General features: G+C 68.6%; 21 protein-coding genes. 17 read left to right on the forward strand and 4 right to left on the reverse strand.

Going from position 1 to position 22,365, the window contains the following annotated elements:
- Positions 1-5: 5 nt before the first annotated feature.
- Both tal and MF270_RS05825 read right to left on the reverse strand, forming a co-directional pair.
- On the reverse strand, positions 6-953 hold the full coding sequence (tal, locus tag MF270_RS05820; protein ID WP_238364927.1) for a transaldolase: 948 nt from the start codon (positions 951-953) through the stop codon (positions 6-8).
- A 77-nt stretch (positions 954-1,030) separates the two neighbouring features.
- A complete protein-coding gene (locus MF270_RS05825; RefSeq protein ID WP_238364928.1) occupies positions 1,031-2,029 on the reverse strand; it encodes an LLM class flavin-dependent oxidoreductase in 999 nt (332 codons plus the stop codon).
- Between the two features lie 301 nt (positions 2,030-2,330).
- On the opposite strand from MF270_RS05825, the gene MF270_RS05830 reads away from it, so the two are divergent.
- From MF270_RS05830 to ptsP, 10 genes are all read left to right on the forward strand, one after another.
- The gene (locus MF270_RS05830; RefSeq protein WP_238364929.1) at positions 2,331-3,014 is read left to right on the forward strand and encodes a GntR family transcriptional regulator; all 684 of its coding nucleotides are present in this window, start codon (positions 2,331-2,333) and stop codon (positions 3,012-3,014) included.
- The gene (locus tag MF270_RS05835) at positions 3,014-3,796 is read left to right on the forward strand and encodes an FAA hydrolase family protein (RefSeq protein WP_238364930.1); all 783 of its coding nucleotides are present in this window, start codon (positions 3,014-3,016) and stop codon (positions 3,794-3,796) included. The genes MF270_RS05830 and MF270_RS05835 overlap by 1 nt, the downstream gene beginning before the upstream one ends.
- Positions 3,797-3,805: 9 nt before the next feature.
- The gene (locus tag MF270_RS05840) at positions 3,806-4,576 is read left to right on the forward strand and encodes an HpcH/HpaI aldolase family protein (RefSeq protein ID WP_238364931.1); all 771 of its coding nucleotides are present in this window, start codon (positions 3,806-3,808) and stop codon (positions 4,574-4,576) included.
- Between the two features lie 143 nt (positions 4,577-4,719).
- The gene (locus MF270_RS05845) at positions 4,720-5,088 is read left to right on the forward strand and encodes a nuclear transport factor 2 family protein (RefSeq protein WP_238364932.1); all 369 of its coding nucleotides are present in this window, start codon (positions 4,720-4,722) and stop codon (positions 5,086-5,088) included.
- Positions 5,089-5,093: 5 nt separating this feature from the next.
- Complete coding sequence (locus MF270_RS05850; protein ID WP_238364933.1) at positions 5,094-5,900, forward strand: phytanoyl-CoA dioxygenase family protein; 807 nt, start codon at positions 5,094-5,096, stop codon at positions 5,898-5,900.
- Positions 5,901-5,907: 7 nt separating this feature from the next.
- The gene (locus MF270_RS05855) at positions 5,908-7,152 is read left to right on the forward strand and encodes a 3-deoxy-D-manno-octulosonic acid transferase (RefSeq protein WP_238364934.1); all 1,245 of its coding nucleotides are present in this window, start codon (positions 5,908-5,910) and stop codon (positions 7,150-7,152) included.
- A gap of 66 nt (positions 7,153-7,218) precedes the next feature.
- A complete protein-coding gene (locus MF270_RS05860) occupies positions 7,219-7,692 on the forward strand; it encodes an NUDIX hydrolase (RefSeq protein WP_238364935.1) in 474 nt (157 codons plus the stop codon).
- Between the two features lie 55 nt (positions 7,693-7,747).
- Complete coding sequence (locus MF270_RS05865) at positions 7,748-8,191, forward strand: DUF1178 family protein (RefSeq protein ID WP_238364936.1); 444 nt, start codon at positions 7,748-7,750, stop codon at positions 8,189-8,191.
- Between the two features lie 163 nt (positions 8,192-8,354).
- Positions 8,355-9,590, forward strand: a complete 1,236-nt coding sequence (locus MF270_RS05870; RefSeq protein WP_238364937.1) for an aspartate kinase — start codon at positions 8,355-8,357, stop codon at positions 9,588-9,590.
- Positions 9,591-9,909: 319 nt separating this feature from the next.
- Positions 9,910-12,156 carry a phosphoenolpyruvate--protein phosphotransferase gene (ptsP, locus tag MF270_RS05875; protein WP_238364938.1) on the forward strand — a complete coding sequence of 749 codons (2,247 nt, stop codon included), beginning with the start codon at positions 9,910-9,912 and terminating at the stop codon, positions 12,154-12,156.
- A gap of 7 nt (positions 12,157-12,163) precedes the next feature.
- Here ptsP and MF270_RS05880 read toward each other — a convergent pair whose 3' ends face one another.
- Positions 12,164-12,931, reverse strand: coding sequence for an EcsC family protein (locus tag MF270_RS05880; protein WP_238364939.1), 768 nt, complete (start codon positions 12,929-12,931; stop codon positions 12,164-12,166).
- Positions 12,932-13,066: 135 nt separating this feature from the next.
- Here MF270_RS05880 and MF270_RS05885 point away from each other — a divergent pair, with 135 nt between their 5' ends.
- The 3 genes from MF270_RS05885 (at position 13,067) to MF270_RS05895 (ending at position 17,265) form a co-directional block, all read left to right on the forward strand.
- Positions 13,067-13,369, forward strand: coding sequence for a CBU_0592 family membrane protein (locus tag MF270_RS05885; protein ID WP_238364940.1), 303 nt, complete (start codon positions 13,067-13,069; stop codon positions 13,367-13,369).
- Positions 13,370-13,557: 188 nt separating this feature from the next.
- The gene (ileS, locus tag MF270_RS05890) at positions 13,558-16,527 is read left to right on the forward strand and encodes an isoleucine--tRNA ligase (protein ID WP_238364941.1); all 2,970 of its coding nucleotides are present in this window, start codon (positions 13,558-13,560) and stop codon (positions 16,525-16,527) included.
- Between the two features lie 276 nt (positions 16,528-16,803).
- Positions 16,804-17,265 carry a methylated-DNA--[protein]-cysteine S-methyltransferase gene (locus MF270_RS05895; RefSeq protein WP_238364942.1) on the forward strand — a complete coding sequence of 154 codons (462 nt, stop codon included), beginning with the start codon at positions 16,804-16,806 and terminating at the stop codon, positions 17,263-17,265.
- Between the two features lie 106 nt (positions 17,266-17,371).
- On the opposite strand, the gene MF270_RS05900 is transcribed toward MF270_RS05895, so the two are convergent.
- A complete protein-coding gene (locus tag MF270_RS05900) occupies positions 17,372-17,821 on the reverse strand; it encodes a nucleoside deaminase (RefSeq protein ID WP_238364943.1) in 450 nt (149 codons plus the stop codon).
- A 63-nt stretch (positions 17,822-17,884) separates the two neighbouring features.
- On the opposite strand from MF270_RS05900, the gene MF270_RS05905 reads away from it, so the two are divergent.
- The 4 genes from MF270_RS05905 to MF270_RS05920 all read left to right on the forward strand — a co-directional run bounded on the left by MF270_RS05905 (position 17,885) and on the right by MF270_RS05920 (position 22,364).
- Positions 17,885-18,997 (forward strand): pseudouridine synthase, encoded by a 1,113-nt coding sequence (locus MF270_RS05905; protein ID WP_238364944.1) that lies wholly within the window; start codon positions 17,885-17,887, stop codon positions 18,995-18,997.
- Positions 18,998-19,281: 284 nt separating this feature from the next.
- Positions 19,282-20,175, forward strand: coding sequence for a 5-bromo-4-chloroindolyl phosphate hydrolysis family protein (locus MF270_RS05910; RefSeq protein WP_238364945.1), 894 nt, complete (start codon positions 19,282-19,284; stop codon positions 20,173-20,175).
- 12 nt (positions 20,176-20,187) lie between these two features.
- Positions 20,188-21,396, forward strand: a complete 1,209-nt coding sequence (locus MF270_RS05915; RefSeq protein ID WP_238364946.1) for a toxic anion resistance protein — start codon at positions 20,188-20,190, stop codon at positions 21,394-21,396.
- A gap of 11 nt (positions 21,397-21,407) precedes the next feature.
- Positions 21,408-22,364 carry a DUF2927 domain-containing protein gene (locus MF270_RS05920; protein ID WP_238364947.1) on the forward strand — a complete coding sequence of 319 codons (957 nt, stop codon included), beginning with the start codon at positions 21,408-21,410 and terminating at the stop codon, positions 22,362-22,364.
- Position 22,365 lies beyond the last annotated feature (1 nt).

The raw sequence follows: 22,365 nt of genomic DNA on the forward strand, positions 1-22,365 counted from the left end.
TTCGGTCAGGCGGCGAGCTTGTCGGCGATCAACTTGAGCAGCTTCTGGTGGTCCGCGTCGAAGTTGCGGATGCCTTCGGCCAGTTTTTCCGTCGCCATGGCGTCCTGGTTCAGCTCCCAGCGGAAGTCCGCCTCGGTTAGGCTGACCTTTTCGAGCCCGGTGGCGCTGTCTGCAGAGAGGACCTGCGGCAGGGCGACCTCGTCCGCGGCCAGCTGGGTCAGCAGGTCGGGCGAGATGGTCAGCCGGTCGCAGCCCGCCAGCGCCTTGATCTGGTCGGTGTTGCGGAACGACGCGCCCATGACGACCGTCTCGATGCCGTTCGACTTGTAGTAATCGTAGATCCCGCGCACCGAGAGCACGCCCGGATCCTCGTCCGGCGCGAAGCTGTCGACGCCTTGTGCCTTCTTGTACCAGTCGGTGATCCGGCCGACGAAGGGCGAGATCAGGAAGACGCCCGCCTCGGCGCAGGCGATGGCCTGGGCGCGGCAGAAGAGCAGCGTCAGGTTGCAGTCGATGCCTTCACCCTGCAGCACCTCGGCGGCGCGGATGCCTTCCCAGGTCGAGGCGAGCTTGATCAGGATGCGGTCGCGGGTGATGCCGCGCGCCTCGTATCCGGCGATGATCGCGCGGGCCTTGGCAAGGCTTGCCTCGGTGTCGAACGACAGCCGCGCGTCCACCTCGGTCGAGACGCGTCCGGGCACCAGCCCGGCCAGTTCCGCGCCCACGCCCAGCGTCAGCGCATCGGCAATCTCCATCGGCGTGGAGCCGGCGGTCTTGCCCTTGGCGATCTCGTCCGCGACCAGCGCCTCGAAGGCCGGCGATTGCAGCGCTTTCAGCACGATCGAGGGGTTGGTGGTGCAATCGATGGGTTTCAGCGCCCGGATTGCCTCCACGTCGCCGGTGTCGGCGACGACGACGGTCATGTCTCTCAGCTGGTCGAGTGCGCTTGCCATGGGTCTCCCTCCGGGTGCAGATGCGGTTCGGCCCGTCGATACCGCTAACGGGCGCGAAATGCGAGGGGCAAAGCGCGTCAGGCCGCCGCTTCGGGCGCCAGGGCGCGCATGGCCTCGGCCGCGATCTCGAACGACCGCTTGCGGGCGCCAAGGTCGTGGATCTGGCCGGCCAGCATGACCTCGTCCGGGCGGAACTCGTCGATCAAGGCACCCAGCTGCGCCTTGACCGTCCCCGGCCCGCCGGTGGCGGTGATGCGCAGCATGTGTCCAATCTGGGCCAGCGCGGCCGGCCCGGCCACGGCAGTGATGTCGTCGATGGGCGCCGGCAGCTTGCCACGCCGGTCGTGGATCATGTTCAGGAAGGCCTGCTGGACCGAGGTGAAGAGCCGGGCCGCCTCGGCATCGGTCTCGGCCGCGATCACGTTGACCGCCATCATCGCATGCGGCTTGTCGGTGATCCCGGGCCGGAAGCGGTCGCGGTAGATGGTCAGCGCCTCGCCCAGCGCGTCGGGGGCGAAATGGCTGGCGAAGGCATAGGGCAGGCCCAGATGCGCCGCCAGCTGCGCGCCGTAGAGCGAGGAGCCGAGGATCCAGACCGGCACATTCGTCCCCTCGCCCGGGATGGCGCGGACGGGATGGCCCGGCTGCGCCTCGCCCAGGAACCCCATCAGCTCGACCACGTCCTCGGGGAAGCGGTCCGCCTCCATCCCCCGCCGCAGGGCGCGCATCACGTTGCGGTCCGATCCCGGCGCGCGGCCGAGACCCAGGTCGATGCGCCCGGGGAACAGCTCGGCCAGCGTGCCGAACTGCTCGGCCACCACCATCGGCGCGTGGTTGGGCAGCATGATGCCGCCAGCGCCGACGCGAATCGTCTTGGTCACCGCGGCCACCTGCCCGATCAGCACCGCCGTCGCGGCCGAGGCGATTCCGACCATGCCGTGATGCTCGGCCAGCCAGTAGCGGTTGTAGCCCAGTGCCTCGGCATGGGGCGCCAGCTCGAGCGTGCTCTGCAACGCCTCGGCGGTCGTCTTGCCCTCGGGCACGGGCGAGAGGTCAAGCAAGGAATAGGGGATCATGGCGCGCTCCGGTTCGATGTGGTCCGCATGTATCTGCAACCTAGTGCGTCCCGGTTCGGATTGCGACCCGTCGCCCATTTGCGCACCCATTTCATTGGTCCGCAAAATACCTTCGGGGGTCGCCATTGTCGCGCCATTGGTCCGAGCGACAATGGCGACGGGCAGACAGCCCCCAGTCCGCGCTCTCCACTTGCGACTCGGATTGAAATATCGACCTGAACATAAATCATCGATATTTCACACATTCATCGTTGATCCACATCCCCGTCCCCGCTATCCCTCCCTCCAAGGAGACCGCAGGATGCTGGAATCGCCCGCCCCGACCCTGACCGACCAGGCCCATGCCGCGCTGCGCCGCGACATCGTCTCGGGCCGCCTCGCCCCCGGCACGCGGCTGCGCATCGCCCGCCTCTCCGAGGATTACGCCATAGGCGCCTCCCCCCTGCGCGAGGCGCTGTCGCGCCTGTCCGCAGAATTCCTCGTCACCGTCGAAGGCCAGCGCGGCTTTGCCGTCGCACCGATCAGCGCCCAGGACCTGCGCGACATCTCGCAGATGCGCTGCGAGATGGAATGCGAGGCGCTGGCCCGCGCCATCGCCGCCGGCGACGACGGATGGGAGGCGGGCATCGTCGCCGCCTTCTACGCGCTGGAAAAATCGCACCAGCGCCGCCAGGCCGACCCCGAGGCCACCCAGGACGAATGGGAGGACCGCAACCGCGCCTTCCACGAGGCGCTGGTGGCCGCCTGCGACAGCACCTGGCTGCGCCGCTTCCGCGACATGCTCTACGCCCAGCACGAACGTTACCGCCGCATCTCGCGCCAGCGCCCCGACGCGCCGCGCGACGTGCAGGCCGAACACCGCGCCATCCTCGAGGCGGTGCTGGCCCGCGACACCGCCCGCGCCTGCGCGGCCACGAAATCCCACCTCGACCGGACCACGCAAGCGGTCCTCGCGGTGATCGACACGACCGAAAAGGACACCTGATGCTGACCGAAGACCAGCGCGCGCAATGCGTCGCCTCGCTGCTTGAGAGCCACCGCACCAAGATCCAGGGAGAGCGCCCCTCGGCCATGTTCCCCGAGATCGAGATTGCCGACAGCTACGCCATCTCCTCGGCCGTGGCCCAGACCTTCCAGGCCGAGGGGCGCAGCATCGTCGGCCACAAGATCGGCCTGACCTCCAAGGCGATGCAGGCCGCCTCGAAGATCGACGAGCCCGACTATGGCTACATCTTTTCCGACCAGGTCCTGGCCGACGGCGCCATCGTGAAATTCGAAGACTACTGCGTCCCGCGGGTCGAGCCCGAGCTGACCTTCGTGCTGAAGGACCCGCTCAAGGGGCCGAACGTGGGCCTGGTCGACGTGCTGCGCGCCACCGAATACGTCATTCCGTCGATCGAGATCATCGACGCCCGTCTGACCGAGCCGCGCAAGATCTTCGACACGATCGCCGACAACGGCGCGGGCGCGGGCATCGTTCTGGGCGGCCGCCCAGTCAAGGTGGACGAGGTCGACCTGCGCTGGATCGGCGCCGCCTTCTACCGCAACTCGCAGATCGAAGAGACGGGCGTCTCCTGCGGCGTGCTGGGCCACCCGGCCATGGCCATCGCATGGCTCGCCAACAAGCTGGCGCCCTTCGACGTGACGCTGAAGCCGGGCGACCTGATGCTCTCGGGCAGCTTCACCCGGCCCGTTCACGCCAAGAAAGGCGACACGCTGCACGCGGACTTCGGCCCGCTCGGCTCTGTCGCCCTGCAATTCGTGTAAGGAAATCCCATGTCCCTGCCCCCGCTGAAAAATCCCTTCAAGGCCGCGCTTGCTGCCGGCACGCCGCAGCTTGGCATCTGGTGTTCGATCCCCTCGCCGACCGTGGCCGAGGTTCTGGCGCAATCGGCCTTCGACTGGGTGCTCTTCGATGCCGAACACACGCCGGTCGAGCTGTCGGGTCTCGTGCCGATGATGCAGGCCGCCGCCTCTGGCACGGCCCATTCCGCCGTCCGTCCGCCCTGGAACGACCCCGTCCTGATCAAGCGCGTGCTGGATTCGGGCGCACAGACGATCCTCTTGCCCTTCGTCCAGACGCCCGAGGAGGCGGCCGGCGCCGTCTCCGCGTCCCGCTACCCCCTGGGCGGCATCCGCGGCGTCGCCGGCGCCACCCGCGCCGGGCGCTACGGGCGCGACAAGCAATACCTGCACCGCGCCTCGGACGACATCTGCGTGCTGGTCCAGGTCGAAACCGGCGAGGCGATGGAGCAGATCGAGGCCATCGCCGCGACCGACGGGGTGGACGGCGTCTTCATCGGCCCCTCGGACCTCTCGGCCTCGCTCGGTCACATCGGCAACCCGGGTCACGAAGACGTGCAGGCCGCCATCAGGCAAGCCGCGCAAAAGATCCGCGCCGCCGGCAAGGCGCCCGGCATCCTGGCCACCAACGCCGCCGATGCGCGCAAGTACCTCGACTGGGGGTTCCTCTTCGTCGCCTGCTCGCTCGACATGATCCTGCTGGTCAACGCTGTCGACAAGCTCCACGCCGACGTGACCGCGTAACCGCGCCACGAGGCAGGATCCCGCTTCATCTTGCCAGTAAACTCTCGGGGGGTGTGGGGGGCAGACAGCCCCCCACTTCCATCACTGGACAAACGCGCCCCGCTCTGGCCCATTGGCGCCGAACCGACCAAGGGGCCGAGACCATGACCGAAGACGACGCCAGACAGGCCGAGGCGCAGATGATCGCCGCAATGAAAGCCGCCGACACCGAGGCGCTCTACAGCCTCTTCGCGACGGATTTCAGCTGGGTCCATGGCTCGGGCCAGACCGACAGCCGGGCCACGATGGTGCGCAAGTTCCTGACCGGCGCGCTGAAGGTGTCGGACATGACGCCCGAAGCGCAGCGCATCGTCGCCGTGCCGGGCGGGGCCATGGTCTCGGGCCGGATCCGCATCGCGCTGGAAATCAATGACACGCCCAAGGTCTCGCAGAACCTCTATTCCGCTTTCTGGATCGACACGGGCCATGGCCCGCAGCTGGCCCATTGGCAGAACACGCGCGCGCCGGAGTGAGGCCGATGCATCCTCTCCTGACCCAAGAGACGATCGACGCCTTCGCCCGCGACGGCGCCTGCGTGGTGCGCGGGCTCTTTGCCGGCCATGTCGATGCGCTCGCCGCCGGCATCGCCCGCAACATGGCCGAGCCGGGGCCTTACGCGGCCGAGAACCTCAAGCCCGGGGACGCCGGCCGCTTTTTCGACGATTACTGCAACTGGCAGCGCATCCCCGAGTTCGAAGAGGTGATCCGCCAAAGCCCCGCCGCCGAGGTCGCCGCGGACCTGATGGGGTCGGATTCGGCGCAGCTCTTCCACGATCACGTGCTGGTCAAGGAACCGGGCACGTCCAAGCCGACGCCCTGGCATGCGGACGGCCCCTATTACTTCGTCCAAGGCCGCCAGACCGTGTCCTTCTGGTCGCCCGTCGACCCGGTGCGCGAGGCGACGCTACGTCTGGTCGCGGGCTCGCACCGCTGGGACCCGCCGGTGCTGCCGACCCGCTGGCTGAACGAGGATGCCTTCTACCCGGACGAAGGCGCCTATCGCCCCGTGCCCGACCCGGATACGGAAGGCATGGAGGTGCTGGAATGGACGCTCGAGCCCGGCGATGCAGTGGCCTTCGACTACAACACCCTGCACGGCGCGCGCGGCAATGCGGCGGCCAGCCGGCGCCGGGCCTTCTCGCTGCGGCTGCTGGGGGATGACGCGCGCTACGTGACGCGGCCGGGGCCGACCTCTCCGCCCTTCCCGGGGCATGACATGGTGGACGGCCAGCGCCTGCGCGAAGACTGGTTCCCCGTGCTCTGGCGCCGCGGGCAGGCGAGCTGAGCGCCCGATGCTGGCCTACCGCCTGCTGCTGTCGCTGATCGCGCTGGTCATGATCCCGGCGCTGGCCCTGCGCGCCTTGCGCGGCCGGGAAAGCTGGGCGGTGTTCGGCGAACGGCTGGGGTTCGGCGCGGCGACCGATGGCCCGGTGCTCTGGATCCACGGCGCCTCGAACGGAGAGCTGGCGCCCACCCGCCCGCTGATCGAGGCCATCGCCGCCGCCCGCCCGGACCTAGCGCTGCTGGTGACCTCGAACTCCACCACCGCGCGCGACATGATCGCGGGCTGGGGGCTGGCCGCCCGCTGTGCACCGCTTGACCTGGGCCCTTGCCTGTCGGCCTTTTTGCGCCGCCACGACGTGCAGGGCTACATCACGCTGGAAAAGGAATTCTGGCCGCAGCGCCACGCCCGCCTTGCAGCGCAGAGCGCACCGATCCTCGGCCTCGCTTCGGCGATGAGCGAGGCGACGGCGCGGGCCTGGTCGCGCCTGCCTGTCGCCGCCCGCGCGGCACTGACCCCCGTGGCGCGCGCCTGGCCGCAGGACACGGCCACCGGCCCGCGCCTTGTGGCGCTGGGGCTGGACCCGGCGGCGCTGGGGCCGGTGACGCCGCTCAAGGCCGGGTACACCGCCCCGGAGCGCGGGACCGACCCGATGTTGGCGGGGCTGGACCGGGCCGACACCTGGCTCGCCGCCTCGACCCATCCGGGCGAGGAGGCCGAGGTGATCGCCGCTCACCTCGCGGCGCTGAAGAGTCGCCCGGCCCTGCGCCTTATCCTCGCCCCGCGCCATCCGCGCCGGGTGCCGGAGGTCGCGGCCCTGCTGGACGCCGCCGGCCTGCCCCACCGCCTGCGCTCGCACGGCACGGCCCCTGCCGCAGGCGAGGTCCTGCTGGTCGACACCATGGGCGAGATGGCGCTGTTCTACGACGCGGCCTCGGCCTGCTTCGTCGGCGGCTCGCTGGTCCCGGGCATCGGCGGGCACACGCCCTATGAGCCCGCCGCCCATGGCAGCGCGATCCTGCACGGGCCGCATGTGGCCAACCACGCCACCGCCTTCGCCGCGCTGACCCGCGCGGATGCCGCCATCGCCGTGGCGCATGGCCCGGCCCTTGCCGTGGCGCTGTCGGACCCGGCCGCGCTGGCTGCCCTGCCGGCCCGCGCCTCGGCCGCCCTGGCGGGCAGCCACGCCGCGCAAACCGACCGGGTACTGGCCGGGATTCTCGCAGCGCTGAAATCCAATGGCGCCCCTGATTAACGCTGGATTCACCCGCCTCTCGTGACTACGCTTTGGTCAAAAGCAGTCGAGCATACGGGGGAGCCAATGCATTTGCCGCGACAGCGCCCCATTTCCACCTATGGCGCCGGGAAGTCCGACGTCCGCGTGCAGTTCGGTGCGCTCTGCTACCGGATCAAGGACGGCAAGACCGAGGTGCTCATGGTCACCTCGCGCAGCCGGCGGCGCTGGATCGTGCCCAAGGGCTGGCCGATGGAGAACAAGACCCCCGGCCAGGCCGCCGAGATCGAGGCCTGGGAAGAGGCCGGCGTGCGCGGCCAGGCGGTGGGGCCGAGCCTGGGGGTGTATTCTTATGGCAAGATCGTCGAGAACGGGGTGCTGCTGCCCTGCGTGGTGATGCTTTACCCGGTCAAGGTGGACAGCCTGGCCGACAGTTGGCCGGAAAAGCACGAACGCAAGCGGCGCTGGATGGGACGCAAGAAGGCGGCGCGCAAGACGGATGACCCGGACCTCGCCTACCTGATCCGCAACTTCGACCCGCGCAAGCTGCGCCGCGCTTGATCTTCGGCCGGCAGGGTTTATGTAAACCTCAGGTAACAGCCCTTCCTGCGCGATCATGATACATTACGACCTCAAATGCTCAGACGGTCACCGGTTCGACAGCTGGTTCCAGTCGGCCTCGGCCTATGACAAGCTGCATGCGGCGGGCATGGTGGCCTGCGCCACCTGCGGCTCGACCGAGGTCGAGAAGATGATGATGGCGCCCGGCGTGCGCACCTCGCGCAAGGCGGCGGCAGACCCCGCGCCGGCGCCGGCCGCAAGTCCCGGCCAGCCCCCCGCCGGGATGGCCGAGATGATCGCGAAACTGCGCGACACGGTCGAGAAGAACGCCACCTACGTGGGCGGCGGATTCGCCAAGGAGGCGCGCGCCCAACACCTGGGCGAGGCGCCCGAGCGGCCGATCTACGGTGAGGCCAAGCCCGAGGAAGCCCGCGCCCTGATCGAGGATGGCGTGACCATCGCCCCGCTTCCCTTCACCCCCCGGCAAAAGACGAACTGACCCATCGCTGGGGCCCAAGATTATTCTGACGAATAATCTTGGTCAGCCGCCCCGCCCCCGCCGCAGATTTTTCGTCGGAAAAATCTGCGGGGCCCCATCCTGCTTGCCCTTTTTTTCACCGCGGATTAAACCCCCGTCCGTTCGACCCTGACCGGAGCCTTCCATGCCCGTCCTCGTGATGAAATTCGGCGGCACGTCCGTAGCCACCCTTGACCGCATCCGCCGTGCGGCCAAACGGGTCGGCCGCGAGGTTGCCAACGGTTACGACGTCATCGTCATCGTCTCGGCCATGTCCGGCGAGACCAACAAGCTGGTGGGCTTCGTCGGCGAGACCTCGCCGCTGTACGACGCGCGCGAATACGACGCCGTCGTCAGTTCGGGCGAGAACGTGACCGCCGGCCTGATGGCGCTGACGCTGCAGGAGATGGACGTGCCCGCCCGCTCCTGGCAGGGCTGGCAGGTGCCGCTTCAGACGACCTCGGCCCATGGCCAGGCGCGGATCGTGGACATCCCGACCGACAATATCAGCGCCAAGTTCGGCGAGGGCATGAAGGTCGCCGTGGTCGCGGGCTTCCAGGGCATCAGCCCCGAGGGCCGGATCACCACGCTGGGCCGGGGCGGCAGCGACACGACCGCCGTCGCCTTTGCCGCCGCCTTCGACGCCGAGCGCTGCGACATCTATACTGACGTGGACGGGGTCTATACCACGGACCCGCGGATCACCGACAAGGCGCAGAAGCTGGAAAAGATCGCCTTCGAGGAAATGCTCGAGCTGGCATCGCTGGGCGCCAAGGTGCTGCAGACCCGGTCCGTCGAGCTGGCGATGCGTTACAAGGTGAAACTGCGGGTGCTGAGCTCGTTCGAGGAATATGACCCCAATGCCGGCACGCTGATCTGTGCCGAGGAGGATATCGTGGAAAGCAGAGTCGTCAGCGGCGTCGCCGCCAGCCGGGAAGAAGCCAAGATGACCCTGACGTCGGTCGCCGACCAGCCGGGCATCGCCGCGGCGATCTTCGGCCCCCTGGCCGATGCCGGGATCAACGTCGACATGATCGTGCAGAACATCTCGGACGAGGGCCGCACGGACATGACGTTCTCCTGCCCCACCGACCAAGTGAAGCGGGCGGAAAAGGCGCTGGCCGATGCCAAGGCCGCGGGGCTCGATTTCGCTGAGCTGATCGCCGACACGGGCGTCGCAAAGATCTCGGTCGTGGGCATCGGCATGCGGTCGCAATCGGGTGTCGCGTCCAAGATGTTCAAGGTGCTGTCCGAGGAAGGCATCAACATCAAGGTGATCGCGACTTCCGAGATCAAGATCTCGGTGCTGGTGGACCGCAAGTACACCGAGCTGGCCGTTCAGGCGCTGCACGATGCGTTCGAACTGGACAAAGTCGCCTGAACAAGGCGACTGCTTTGGGTCGCCTGAACAAGGCGACTGCTTTGGGTCGCCTGATCAAGGCGACTGCTTTGGGTCGCGTGACACGGCGACCCCGCGGGGCGCCTGTTGCGGCCCGCGCATGGGGGCGCTGCCCCCATACCCCCGGAGTATTTCGGGAAAAGTGAAAGACAGGGCGCGGCGCCCCGGGAAGCCGGCCCGCCGGGCGCTGCGCGTTGCGGGGCGCCGAAAGTTTTCGGGGGCGGTCCGATTTGCCGTTTCGCTTCGGGCCGCCATGTGGTCTAGTCGCCTGCGGATTCAACCCTGAAGGGACCCCGCCCTGATGCCCCAGAATTCCGAGAGCGAAAGCCGAAAGCTGCTCGGCCGCCTGCGCACCCTCATGGCAGAGGAAGCGGCAGGCCAGGCGCGGCTGGACCGGATCGTCAGCCTGACCGCGGATTCGATGGGGACCGAGGTCTGCTCGATCTACCTCTTCCGCGACGAGGAAACCCTGGAGCTTTGCGCCACCGAGGGCCTGAAGGCCGAGGCCGTGCACCAGACGCGGATGCGGCTGGGCGAGGGCCTGGTGGGCCGCGTCGCGCGGTCGGGCAAGGTGGTCAACAGCGCCGATGCCCCCTCGGAGCCGGGGTTCCGCTACATGCCCGAGACGGGGGAGGAGATCTATTCGAGCTTCCTCGGCGTGCCGATCCAGCGGCTGGGCGAAAAGCTGGGCGTGCTGGTCGTGCAGTCCAAGGAAAAGCGCGAATTTTCGGACGACGAACTTTACGCGCTCGAGGTCGTCGCCATGGTGCTGGCCGAGATGACCGAGCTGGGCATCTTCGTCGGCGAAGGCGCGGCGATGAAGGCGCGGCACCAGCAGCCGGTGATGTTCCGCGGCACCACCGGCCAGGAAGGCACGGCCAAGGGCCATGTCTGGCTGCACGAGCCGCGCGTCGTTGTCACCAACCCGATCGCCGAGGACCCCGAGACCGAGAGCCAGCGCCTGAACGAGGCGGTCGAGACGCTGCGCGTGCGGGTCGACGACATGCTCGACGGGGCGCGGGGCGGCGACACCGAACAGTTGCAGGTGCTCGAGGCCTACCGCATGTTCGCCAATTCCAAGGGCTGGCTGCGCCGGATGGAGGAAGACATCGCGCGCGGCCTGTCGGCCGAGGCGGCGGTGGAGAAGGAACAGAGCAGCGCCCGCGCCCGCATGGCGCAGGTGCCCGACGCCTACCTGCGCGAGCGGCTGCACGACCTCGACGACCTGTCGAACCGCCTGCTGCGCATCCTCACCGGCCAGGGGCAAGAGACCGGGGCCGAGATGCCCGAAGACCCGATCCTGATCGCGCGCAACATCGGCCCGGCCGAGTTGCTGGAATACGACCGCAAGCTCAAGGGCATCGTGCTGCAGGACGGCTCGGTCGGCAGCCATGCCGCCATCGTCGCGCGGGCGCTGGCGATCCCGCTGGTGGTCCATGCCGCGCGCATCACCGACGAGGCGCTGAACGGCGACGTCATCCTTGTCGACGGTGACCAGGGCATCGCGCATCTGCGGCCCGACGACACGGTCATCGCCGCCTTCAACGACAAGATCGCCATGCAGGCCGAGGCGCAGCAGCGTTACGCCTCGATCCGCGACAAGCCCGCGACGACGCTCTCGGGCGAGACGATCACGCTGACGATGAACGCGGGGCTCATGGCCGACCTGCCCTCGCTCGAGGGGTCGGGGGCCGAGGGCGTGGGCCTCTTCCGCACCGAGTTGCAGTTCCTGATCCGCAACCAGATGCCGCGCCGCACCGAACTGGCCGCGCTGTATGCCCATGTGATGAAGGCCGCACGCGGCCAGCGCGTGGTCTTCCGCACGCTCGACATCGGGTCGGACAAGGTGCTGCCCTACATGAAGCCGACGGACGAGCCGAACCCGGCGCTGGGTTGGCGGGCGATCCGCGTCGGGCTCGACAAGCCGGGCGTGCTGCGGATGCAGCTGCAGGCGCTGATCCGGGCCGCCGCGGGCGGGCCGCTGTCGGTCATGTTTCCGTTCGTGGCGCAATACGAGGAATGGCGCGCCGCCCGCGCCGAGATGGACAAGGCGCTTGAGCGCGAACGCATCCTCGGCCACCCGCTGCCCTCGCGGGTCGAGGTGGGCAGCATGCTCGAGACGCCCTCGCTGGCCTATGCCTCCAAACGCTTCTTCGAAGAGGTGGAGTTCCTGTCGGTGGGCGGCAACGATCTCAAGCAGTTCTTCTTTGCGGCCGACCGCGAGAACGAGCTGGTGCGGCGGCGCTACGACACACTGAACCTCAGCTTCCTGACCTTCCTCGAGCTGATCGTGGAGCGCTGCGCGCAATCGAACACCAGGCTCAGCTTCTGCGGCGAAGACGCCGGTCGGCCGGTCGAGGCGCTGTGCCTTGCCGCCATCGGCTTCCGGTCGCTGTCGATGCGCCCGGCCTCGATCGGGCCGGTCAAGCATCTGCTGATGCGATCCGACCTGAACGCGGTCAAGGCCGTGATCGACGGCGCGCGCGCCAGCGGAGAGCAATGCGTGCGCGAGGCGGTGATGGATTACCTGCGCAGTTCAAGCAACTGACCCGGGCTCAGGCCCGCTTGACCTGCGGCGGGCGCAGCCGGTCGCGCAGGCTGGCCAGCAGCTCTTCGCGCGGGGTGCCGCTGTCGCGGGCCAGGGCCAGGATGCCGAATTGGATCTCGGCCATTTCCTGGTAATAATTGGTGTAGATGTAATTGGTCGCAGCGCCGGTCACGGCGCCCAGCACCGGCACGGTCTGCGCGGCCAGCTTCTGGCCCAGCACCGTCGCCAGCCGCGGCGCGACCTTGGCCAGAAGGCCCCGCACCGTCGCCCCGGTCAGCGTCACGCGGGCGGCAAGGAAGCTCAGCTCGGCCCCGTCGTCGTCGTCAAGCGGCCCGGCCGTGCCCAGCACCTCGAGACAGGCGAGGCGGATCACCTCGTCGTCAGGGTCGAACCCGTGGCGCGCGGCCACGCCCTGGATCGCGCGCAACAGCACCGTCACGGTGACCGGCAGCTCGGCCAAGGCGCTTGGCAACCCGCCAAAGCCCCCGGCCCCGCCCAGCGCGGCGCTGACGGCGGTGTTGAGCCAACCCGCCTGGTCCGGCACGGCCTTGCGCGACCGGCCGGCGGCGTTCATCGCCGTGCGCAGCGCCGCCTCGGTGGCGCCGTCGAGACGCTCCTTGACGCTGCCCGGCAAGCGATCGAGCAGGTTCTCGGCCTGTCCGCCCACCACGTTCAACAACTGCACACCAAGCCCGCTGGCGGCCTTGTGCCGCCGGGCCAACTCGTCGAGGCGGGCGTTCACCTGCGCCTCGGTCATGCCGGGTACGATCTCCATGCCGATGAATATGGGATGGCCCGCATGGCATTTCAAATCGTCCGCACGAGGCATGGAATACCGGACTGCCCGCCACCTCAGGTTGACGCTAGGGTAAGGACATAGGCGATCAGCCAGTTTCCAACGGGGCGCGCGATGTTCTTCTTCCACTTCGATATCACCCTGGCAGAGCTACCCCGCCTCTTGGGCTTTGCCGGGTTCATTCTCTACGTCGCCAATTACCTCTCGCTCAGCATGCGGTTCGTGACCTCGGAATGCCTGTCGTATTTCGTGGTCAACACGCTGGCGGCGTCACTGGTGCTGGTCTCGCTGACGCATGACTTCAACATGGCGTCGCTGCTGATCCAGGTGTTCTGGATCTCGATCGGGGTCTGCGCCATCGGCGTCCGGGTCAGGCGCCGCACGCAGGACCGAAAGCGCCCGCAGGCCATCGGCTGACAGCGTTTCGCGGGCCTTTACGCCCGTGCGCGGCAGGATTATAGGTCTGTCGCGATGTGTGACAAAGCGATCATCCTTCGAATTACATGCCCGGCGCTCTGACCAGACGAGCCGCCGGGACAAGGCGTATGGGACACCGCGCCGCTCTCATCCCCTGACAGTCGAAGACCCATCCAAGGACGCCCGACATGTGCGCCGAGACGCCTGACTACAAAGACACGCTGAACCTGCCGAAAACCGATTTCCCGATGCGCGCGGGCCTGCCCAAGCGCGAGCCGGAGTGGCTGGACCGCTGGGCCCGCATCGGGGTCTACGACCGCCTGCGCGAAACGGCCGGCGACCGCACGCCCTTCATCCTGCACGACGGACCGCCCTACGCCAACGGCCACCTGCACATCGGTCACGCGCTGAACAAGACGATCAAGGACATGATCGTGCGCAGCCACCAGATGATGGGCCATGATGCGCGCTACGTGCCGGGCTGGGATTGCCACGGTCTGCCGATCGAATGGAAGATCGAGGAGCAGTACCGAGCCCAGGGCAAGAACAAGGACGCGGTGGACGTGATCGACTTCCGCCAGGAATGCCGCAAGTTCGCCGAGGGCTGGGTGGACATCCAGCGCGACGAGTTCAAGCGCCTGGGCATCACCGGCAACTGGGCCGATCCGTACCTGACGATGGATTTCCACGCCGAGCGGGTGATCGCCGAGGAATTCATGAAATTCCTGATGAACGGCACGCTCTACCAGGGCTCCAAGCCCGTGATGTGGTCGCCGGTCGAAAAGACCGCGCTGGCCGAGGCCGAGATCGAGTACCACGACCACAAGTCCCACACGATCTGGGTGCCGTTCCGCATTGTCGGCGGTGGCGACGTGGTGATGGCCGAGGGCGAGGATGACGATTACGCCGGCGCCGATGCGGCGCTGCTGGCGGCCGATCTGCAGGGCGCCAAGGTGGTGATCTGGACAACGACCCCCTGGACGATCCCGTCCAACAAGGCCGTCGCCTACAACCCCAAGATCGCCTATGGCCTTTACGAGGTCACCGGCCGCCCCGAGGAATGCTGGGCCCGCATCGGCGACCGCTACCTGCTGGCCGACGCGCTGGCCGAAGAGGTGCTGGGCAAGGCGCGGCTCGAGCCGTCCATGTACCGCCGGCTGCGCGACGTGACGGGCGAGGAGCTATCGACGCTCACCCTCGCCCACCCGCTGCGCGGCATCGACGGTGCCGATGGCTTCTGGGACTACGGCGTCCCCATGGTAGACGGCGAGCATGTGACCGACGACGCCGGCACCGGGTTCGTGCACACCGCGCCCAGCCACGGCGCCGATGACTACGAGGTCTTCCTCAAGCGCAACTGGCTGGACCGGATGACCCACAATGTCGGTGAGGAAAGCGAATTCCTGCCGCATGTCCCGTTCTTTGCCGGGCTTCAGGTGTTCGACCGCAAGGGCAAGGAAGGCAAGGCCAACGCCGCCGTTATCGACAAGCTGGTCGAGGCAGGCGGGCTGCTGGCCCGTGGCCGTGTCACGCACAGCTACCCGCATTCCTGGCGCTCCAAGGCGCCGGTGATCTTTCGCAACACGCCGCAATGGTTCGCCGCAATCGACCGCAAGATCGACGACGGCCAGGGCACCTATGGCGACACGATCCGCGAGCGGGCGCTGACCTCCATCGACCAGCTGGTCAAGTGGACGCCGCAGACCGGCCGCAACCGGCTGTATTCCATGATCGAGGCGCGGCCCGACTGGGTGCTGTCGCGTCAACGGGCCTGGGGCGTGCCGCTGACCTGCTTCACGAAAAAGGGCGCGCTGCCGTCCGATCCCGACTTCCTGCTGCGCGACCCGGCCGTCAATGCCCGCATCGGCGCGGCCTTCGAGACCGAGGGCGCGGATGCCTGGTACAAGGACGGCGCCAAGGCGCGGTTCCTCGGCAACGACTACGACCCCGAGGAGTGGGACCAGGTCTTCGACATCCTCGACGTGTGGTTTGATTCCGGCTCGACCCATGCCTTCGTGCTGCGCGACCGCGCCGACGGCACGCCCGACGGCATCGCGGATGTCTACATGGAAGGCACCGACCAGCACCGCGGCTGGTTCCATTCGTCGATGCTGCAGGCCTGCGGCACCAAGGGCCGCGCGCCCTATCGCAACGTGGTGACGCATGGCTTCACGCTGGACGAGAAGGGCAACAAGATGTCCAAGTCGCTCGGCAACACCATCGTGCCCGAAGAAGTCATCAAGCAATACGGCGCCGACATCCTGCGGCTTTGGGTGGCGCAGACCGATTACACCGCCGACCAGCGGATCGGGCCGGAGATCCTCAAGGGCGTGGCCGACAGCTACCGCCGGCTGCGCAACACCATGCGCTTCATGCTGGGCGCGCTGGGGCATGTGACCGAGGCCGACCGCGTGTCGCCCGCCGACATGCCCGAGCTGGAACGCTGGGTGCTTCACCGCCTGGCCGAGCTCGACGCCACCGTGCGCGACGGCTACCGCCGGTTCGACTTCCAGCACGTCTTCAGCCAGGTGTTCAACTTCTGCACGCTGGACCTCAGCGCCTTCTACTTCGACATTCGCAAGGACGCGCTGTACTGCGACGGCGACACCGCGCGCCGCCGCGCAGCACGGACGGTGATGGAGCTGCTGTTCGAGCGTCTGACCACCTGGCTGGCGCCGATCCTGCCCTTCACGACCGAAGACGTCTGGCTCGACCGCTTCCCGGGCGAGGACGGCTCGGTCCACCTGCAGGACATGCCCGAGACGCCCGCCGACTGGCGCGACCCGGCGCTGGCCGCCAAGTGGGCCCGCATCCGCGCCGCCCGCCGTGTGGTGACGGCGGCGCTGGAAATCCAGCGGACCGACAAGGTGATCGGCGCCTCGCTCGAGGCGGCGCCGGTGGTGCACCTGGAAGAGGCAGAGGTGCTAGAGGCGCTGAAATCGGTGCATTTCGACGACATCTGCATCACCTCGGCGGTGTTCCTCACGGCCGACCCGGCCCCGGCCGAGGCCTTCCGCCTGCCCGAGGTCCCCGGCATCGCCGTTGTCTTCGAACGGGCCGATGGCGAGAAGTGCCAGCGCTGCTGGAAGATCCTGCCGGACGTCGGCAACCACGCGCATCCCGCAACGTGTTCGCGCTGCAACGAGGCGCTGGGGTAAGGCGATGGGTGGGGTGGAACCCCACCCTACATCTTTGCACCGGGCGTGAGGCGGGGACGTGCGGTGGGGTGGACCCCCACCCTACATCCTTGCACCGGGCGCGTGGCGGGGCCGAGCGGTGGGGTGGACCCCCACCCTACATCTTTGCACCGGGCGTGAGGCGGGGACGTGCGGTGGGGCGAAACCCCGCCCCGCATCTCTGCCGCCAATGTGTTGCCCAACGCGCACCAAGGGCCGTAGGGTGCGGTTTCACCCCACCTGCGCCCGAGCCCAAAGATGCCGCGCATGACGCTTGATACACCTACTGGGACCTTCTCCCTGACCGAAGAGGATGGCGCGATCACCCGCGCCACTTGGGCCCCCGTGGACGACGGCGCGCGGGACGACACACCCCTGCTGACCCGCGCCGCCGAGCAGATCCGGGCGTATTTCGAGGACGGCCCCCTGTCCTTCGACCTGCCGCTGCGGGTGGCCGGGTCGGCGTTCCAGCAGGCCGTCTGCGCCGAGATGGCCGCGATTCCGCTGGGCGAGACCAGCACCTACGGCCAGATCGCGAAGCGCCTCAAGGCCCCCGCCCAGGCGGTCGGCCAAGCCTGCGGCGCCAATCCCATCGCGCTGATCATCCCCTGCCACCGGGTGCTGGGCACCGGCAACCTGGGCGGCTTTTCCGGCGGCTCGGGCGTCGAGACCAAGGTCTGGCTGCTGCGCCATGAACGCGCGGGCGGGCTGCTGATCTAGGCCCTTCGGCGTCGCGCCATGCGCCTTGGCGGACCAAACCACGGGCAGGTACGCCTGCCGACGGTGCCCCGGCCCGCCGGCGTGACAGGCCCGGAGGCAGAACGGCCTAGCGCTTCTCGCGAAAGAAGTCGCGCAGCAGGGCGGCGCATTCGGCTTCCGCCAGCCCCTCGTAAACCTCGGGGGCGTGATGGGCCTGTGGGTGGTCAAACACCCGTGCCCCGTGGCTCACCCCGCCCGACTTGGGATCGCTCGCGCCGAAATAGACCCGCGCGATGCGGGCGGCGGCGATGACCCCGGCGCACATGGCGCAGGGTTCGAGCGTCACGTACAAGTCATGCCCCGCCAGCCGCTCCTGCCCCAAGGCGGCGCAGGCTTGTCGGATCGCCAGCATCTCGGCATGGGCCGAGGGGTCGCTCAGCTCGCGCGTCCGGTTCCCCGCGCGCGCCACGATCCGGCCATCCGGCGCGACCACCACGGCCCCCACCGGCACCTCGCCGCGGGCGGCGGCGGCGCGCGCCTCGTCCAGCGCCTCGGGCATGTAGGTGCGAAAGCTCATGGCCCCGGAGTGCCGCAAATCTCCCCCTTCCGCAACGGGGCGCTTTGGCCTAAGCCGGACCGCATGAGCGACACTCCTCCCCCCGGCGACCGGATCGCCAAGGTCATTGCCCGCGCCGGCCACGCCTCGCGCCGCGAGGCCGAGCGGCTGATCGAGACCGGCCGCGTCACCGTCAACGGCAAGATCATCGACAGCCCCGCGCTGAACGTGACCGTCGCCGACAAGATCACCGTCAACGGCAAGCCACTGGCCGAGGCCGAGGAGCCGCGCCTGTGGCTGTTCCACAAGCCGCGCGGCCAGGTGACCACCGCGAAGGACGAAGAGGGCCGGCCCACGATCTACGACAGCCTGCCCGAGGACCTGCCCCGCGTGATGCCGGTCGGGCGGCTCGACATGAGCTCCGAAGGGCTCTTGCTGCTGACCAACGACGGCGGGATCAAGCGCAAGTTGGAACTGCCCTCGACCGGTTGGCTGCGCAAGTACCGCGTGCGGGTGAACGGCCGGCCCGAGGACAGCGCGCTCGAGCCGCTGCGCCGAGGCGTGACCATCGAGGGCGAGGCGTTCCAGCCGATGAACGTGTCGCTGGACCGGCAGCAGGGGGCGAATGCCTGGCTGACCGTGGGCATCCGCGAGGGCCGCAACCGCGAGATCCGCCGCGCCATGGCGCATGTCGGGCTGGTGGTGAACCGGCTGATCCGGGTGTCCTACGGGCCGTTCCAGCTGGGCACGCTGGCGCCCGGTGCGGTCGAAGAGGTGCGCCGCAAGATCCTGCGCGACCAACTGGGGCTGGAAGATCCGGGCGCCGATACGACCGGGCGGGCCAAGGCCGGCAAGCCGGGAGGGAAGCCCACGGGCAAACCGGGGCGGCCCGGCGGGCCGGGCAAGCCGGACGGACGTTCCGGAAAGGCTGACGGACGTCCCGGCAAACCCGACGGACGTCCCGGGAAGGCCGAAGGCAAGTTCGGCAAATCGGACGGACGCGGTGGAAAATCCGATGCGCGGCCGGGCAAACCCGCCGGGCGGTTCGGAAAGGCCGATGACCGCTCGGGCAAGGCCGCCGGTTTCTCGGGCAAGCCCGAGGGACGCCCGGGCAAGCCGGGTGGCGGACGTCCGGACAAGCCGGGCGGCAAACCGGGGCCCAGCGATGGCGCGCGCGGGCCACGGCGGACGCGGTAACGGGGCGCGGCCCCGAGGCACGCCCCAGGCCCCCTCGGGCAATGACGTGCCGTCACGCGGCATGCGGCCGCGCAGAGCATTGCGCCCGCCGGCAATCGTGACACGGACACTGCACCCGCGGCATTCCCCCTAGCGAAACCGCCCCCCATACCCTACGTTTGGGACGTTAAGGAATTTTCCCGGGGGTCCCATGTCGGGAAGCGGACTACAGAAAATCGCCTACGTGGCCTTGCTGATCCTGCTGATCGGCGTGACCTCGGGCCTGCTCGGGGGGCTCTAGGGCCATGGCACAACGCTACGGCGGCCAATTCAGCCCGGACGGCAAGCAAGGCACCCCGGCGCCCAAGCGCGGCGCCTACCGGGGCGCCTCGGTCGATCCGGCGGGTGCGCGGGCGAACCTGCTGTTCGTCCCTCCCGCGATCCTTGTCCTGACCTCGGTCTTCGGCGGCGCCGTGCAGCTGGCACTTGGCCTCGTCGGCGGCGCCGTGCTGGCGCTGGCCGCCTGGCTCTTGCGCGACGGGCTCAGGGCCGAGGCGGCGTTCCACGCCCGCAAGGTCGCCCGCCCGCCGGGCTTTCCGCGCAAAATGGCCGCCTCGGCCCTCACCGGCATCGGCACGGCCATTGCCGCGCTCTCGGGCGATCCGTCGATCATCGCGGCCGGGCTTTACGGCATCGCGGCGACCGGGCTGCACGTGGCAGCCTTCGGCATCGACCCGCTCAGGGGCAAGGGCGTCGAGGGCATCGACACGTTCCAGCAAGACCGCGTCGCCCGCGCGGTGGACGAGGCTGAAAAGTACCTGTCGGCCATGTCCGACGCCATCCTGCGCGCCCGCGACAGGCAGCTTGAATCCCGCGTCGCCACCTTCCAGCAGACCGCCCGCGACATGTTCCGCACGGTCGAGAACGACCCACGCGATCTTTCCGCCGCGCGCCGCTACCTGACAGTCTACCTGATGGGCGCCCGCGACGCGACGATCAAGTTCGCGGACATCTACGCCCGGGACCGCGACCCGCAGGCCCGCGCCGATTACGAGACGCTGCTGGACGACCTGGAGCGCAATTTCGCCGACCGCACGCAAAAGATGCTCGACGACGACCGCAGCGACCTTACGGTCGAGATCGAGGTGCTGCGGGAACGGCTCGACCGCGAGGGCGTTCACCTCGCCCGGGACATTTGACAGGAGATCCCCATGTCCGACACGATCCGCCAAAAGGCGCAAGCGACCCTGGCCGAGGTTGAACAGGTCAGCGCCGTGATCCTGCCAGAACCGGCCGATGCCGGCGCCGTGGTCCCGCTGGACCAGGCCGATGCGCCGACCAGCGACGCGATCCGCCGGCGCATGAACGAGCTCGACATGTCCGACACCGGCTCGATCGTGCATTTCGGCTCGGCCGCGCAGGCCGAGTTGCAGCAGATCAGCCAGGCCATGCTGGCCGATGTGCGCAACAAGGACGTGGGCCCCGCGGGCGACAGCCTGCGCGCCATCGTCACCACGATCCGCGGCTTTTCGGTCAGCGAGCTGGACGTGCGCCGCGAGCGGACCTTCTGGGAAAAACTGACCGGCAAGGTGGCGCCCTTTGCCAAGTTCACCGCCCAGTTCGAAAGCGTGCAGGCGCAGATCGACAAGGTGACCGACGACCTGCTTGGGCATGAGCACAAGCTGCTGAAGGACATCAAATCGCTCGACCTTCTCTATGAAAAGACGCTGAATTTCTACGACGAGCTGGCACTTTACATCGCGGCGGGCGAGGAAAAGCTGAAAGAGCTCGACAGCACCGACATCCCCGCCAAGGAGGCCGAGGTGCAGGCCGCTGCCGAAGAGCAGCAGGTCATGAAGGCGCAGGAGCTGCGCGATCTGCGTGCCGCCCGCGACGACCTCGAACGCCGGGTGCATGACCTCAAGCTCACGCGGCAGGTGACGATGCAGTCGCTGCCCTCGATCCGGCTGGTGCAGGAGAACGACAAGTCGCTGGTGACCAAGATCAACTCGACCCTCGTCAACACCGTGCCGCTGTGGGAAACCCAGCTGGCGCAGGCGGTCACGATCCAGCGCAGCGCCGAGGCCGCCGCCGCCGTGCGCGAGGCGAACGACCTGACCAACGAGCTGCTGACCGCCAACGCGAAGAACCTGCGCGAGAGCAACAAGGTGATCCGCGAGGAAATGGAGCGCGGCGTCTTCGACATCGAGGCGGTCAAGCAGGCCAATGCCGACCTGATCGGCACGATCCAGGAATCGCTGCAGATCGCCGACGAGGGCAAGGCGCGCCGCGCCGCCGCCGAGGCCGACCTGAAGAAGATGGAGGCCGAGCTGCGCGACACGCTCGCCGCCGCCAAGGCCAAGCAGACCGGGCTGGGCGACACCGTCAACACGGCCGTGCCCTCGGGCGCGGCCTCCTGAGGAAAACGGGAATGGGCGACAGGCTCCGGCACGGATTTGCGGCGCTGGCCCTGCTGGCGATGGCCGCCTGCGAGGCAACGGCGCCGCTGACCAGCTCGCCCACGCCGCAGGCACGGCCGCCCGCACCCGTGGCGGCGCCAAAGCCCGAACCGCAACCCTCGGCCGCCAGCACCGAGCTGGCGACCTATTATCGCCGCGTGCAGAATGACCTGCTGGTGCAGGGTCTCTTGCGTTCGGACGGGGGCGGACCCGACACGCCCTTTTCCGCCCGCCAGCTGGTCGAGAATTTCGAGACCATCGCCTTTTATGACGAATATGCCCGCGGACAGGGCTTTCGCCGCTCGGGCGGGACGGCCGGCCGGCTGAAGCGCTGGCCCGGCCCGGTGCGCATGGCCCTGAGCTTTGGCCAGTTCGTCAGTCCCGAACAGCAGGCCAAGGACCGCGCGGCCGTCTCGAACTACGCCGCCCGCCTGCGGCGCATCACCGGCCATCCCATCGGGATGAGCGAGGCGAGCCCCAACTTCCACGTCTTCTTCATGGGAGAGGACGACCGGCCGCAGCTCTTGCGCGAGGTCCAGAAGATCGTGCCGAACATCAACCCGGCCGCGCTGAACATCTTCGCCGACCTGCCCCGGTCGATCCATTGCCTGGTGATCGCCTTCTCGGGCTCGGACGGTGGCTACGACTACGCCCGCGCCATCGCGCTGATCCGGGCCGAGCATCCGGACCTCATGCGCCTGTCCTGCATCCACGAAGAGCTGGCGCAGGGCCTGGGCCTCGCCAACGATTCCCCCCGCGCGCGGCCGTCGATCTTCAACGACGACGACGAGTTCGCGCTGCTGACCACCCATGACGAAATGCTGCTGAAGATCCTCTACGACCCGCGCCTTTCCCCCGGCATGACGCTGGACGAGGCCCGCCCCGTCGTCGAGGCCGAGGCAAACCGCCTGCTGGGCGGAGAAAGCTGAC

The sequence above is a fragment of the Mesobacterium pallidum genome (assembly GCF_019966535.1).
Lineage (GTDB): Bacteria > Pseudomonadota > Alphaproteobacteria > Rhodobacterales > Rhodobacteraceae > Mesobacterium > Mesobacterium pallidum.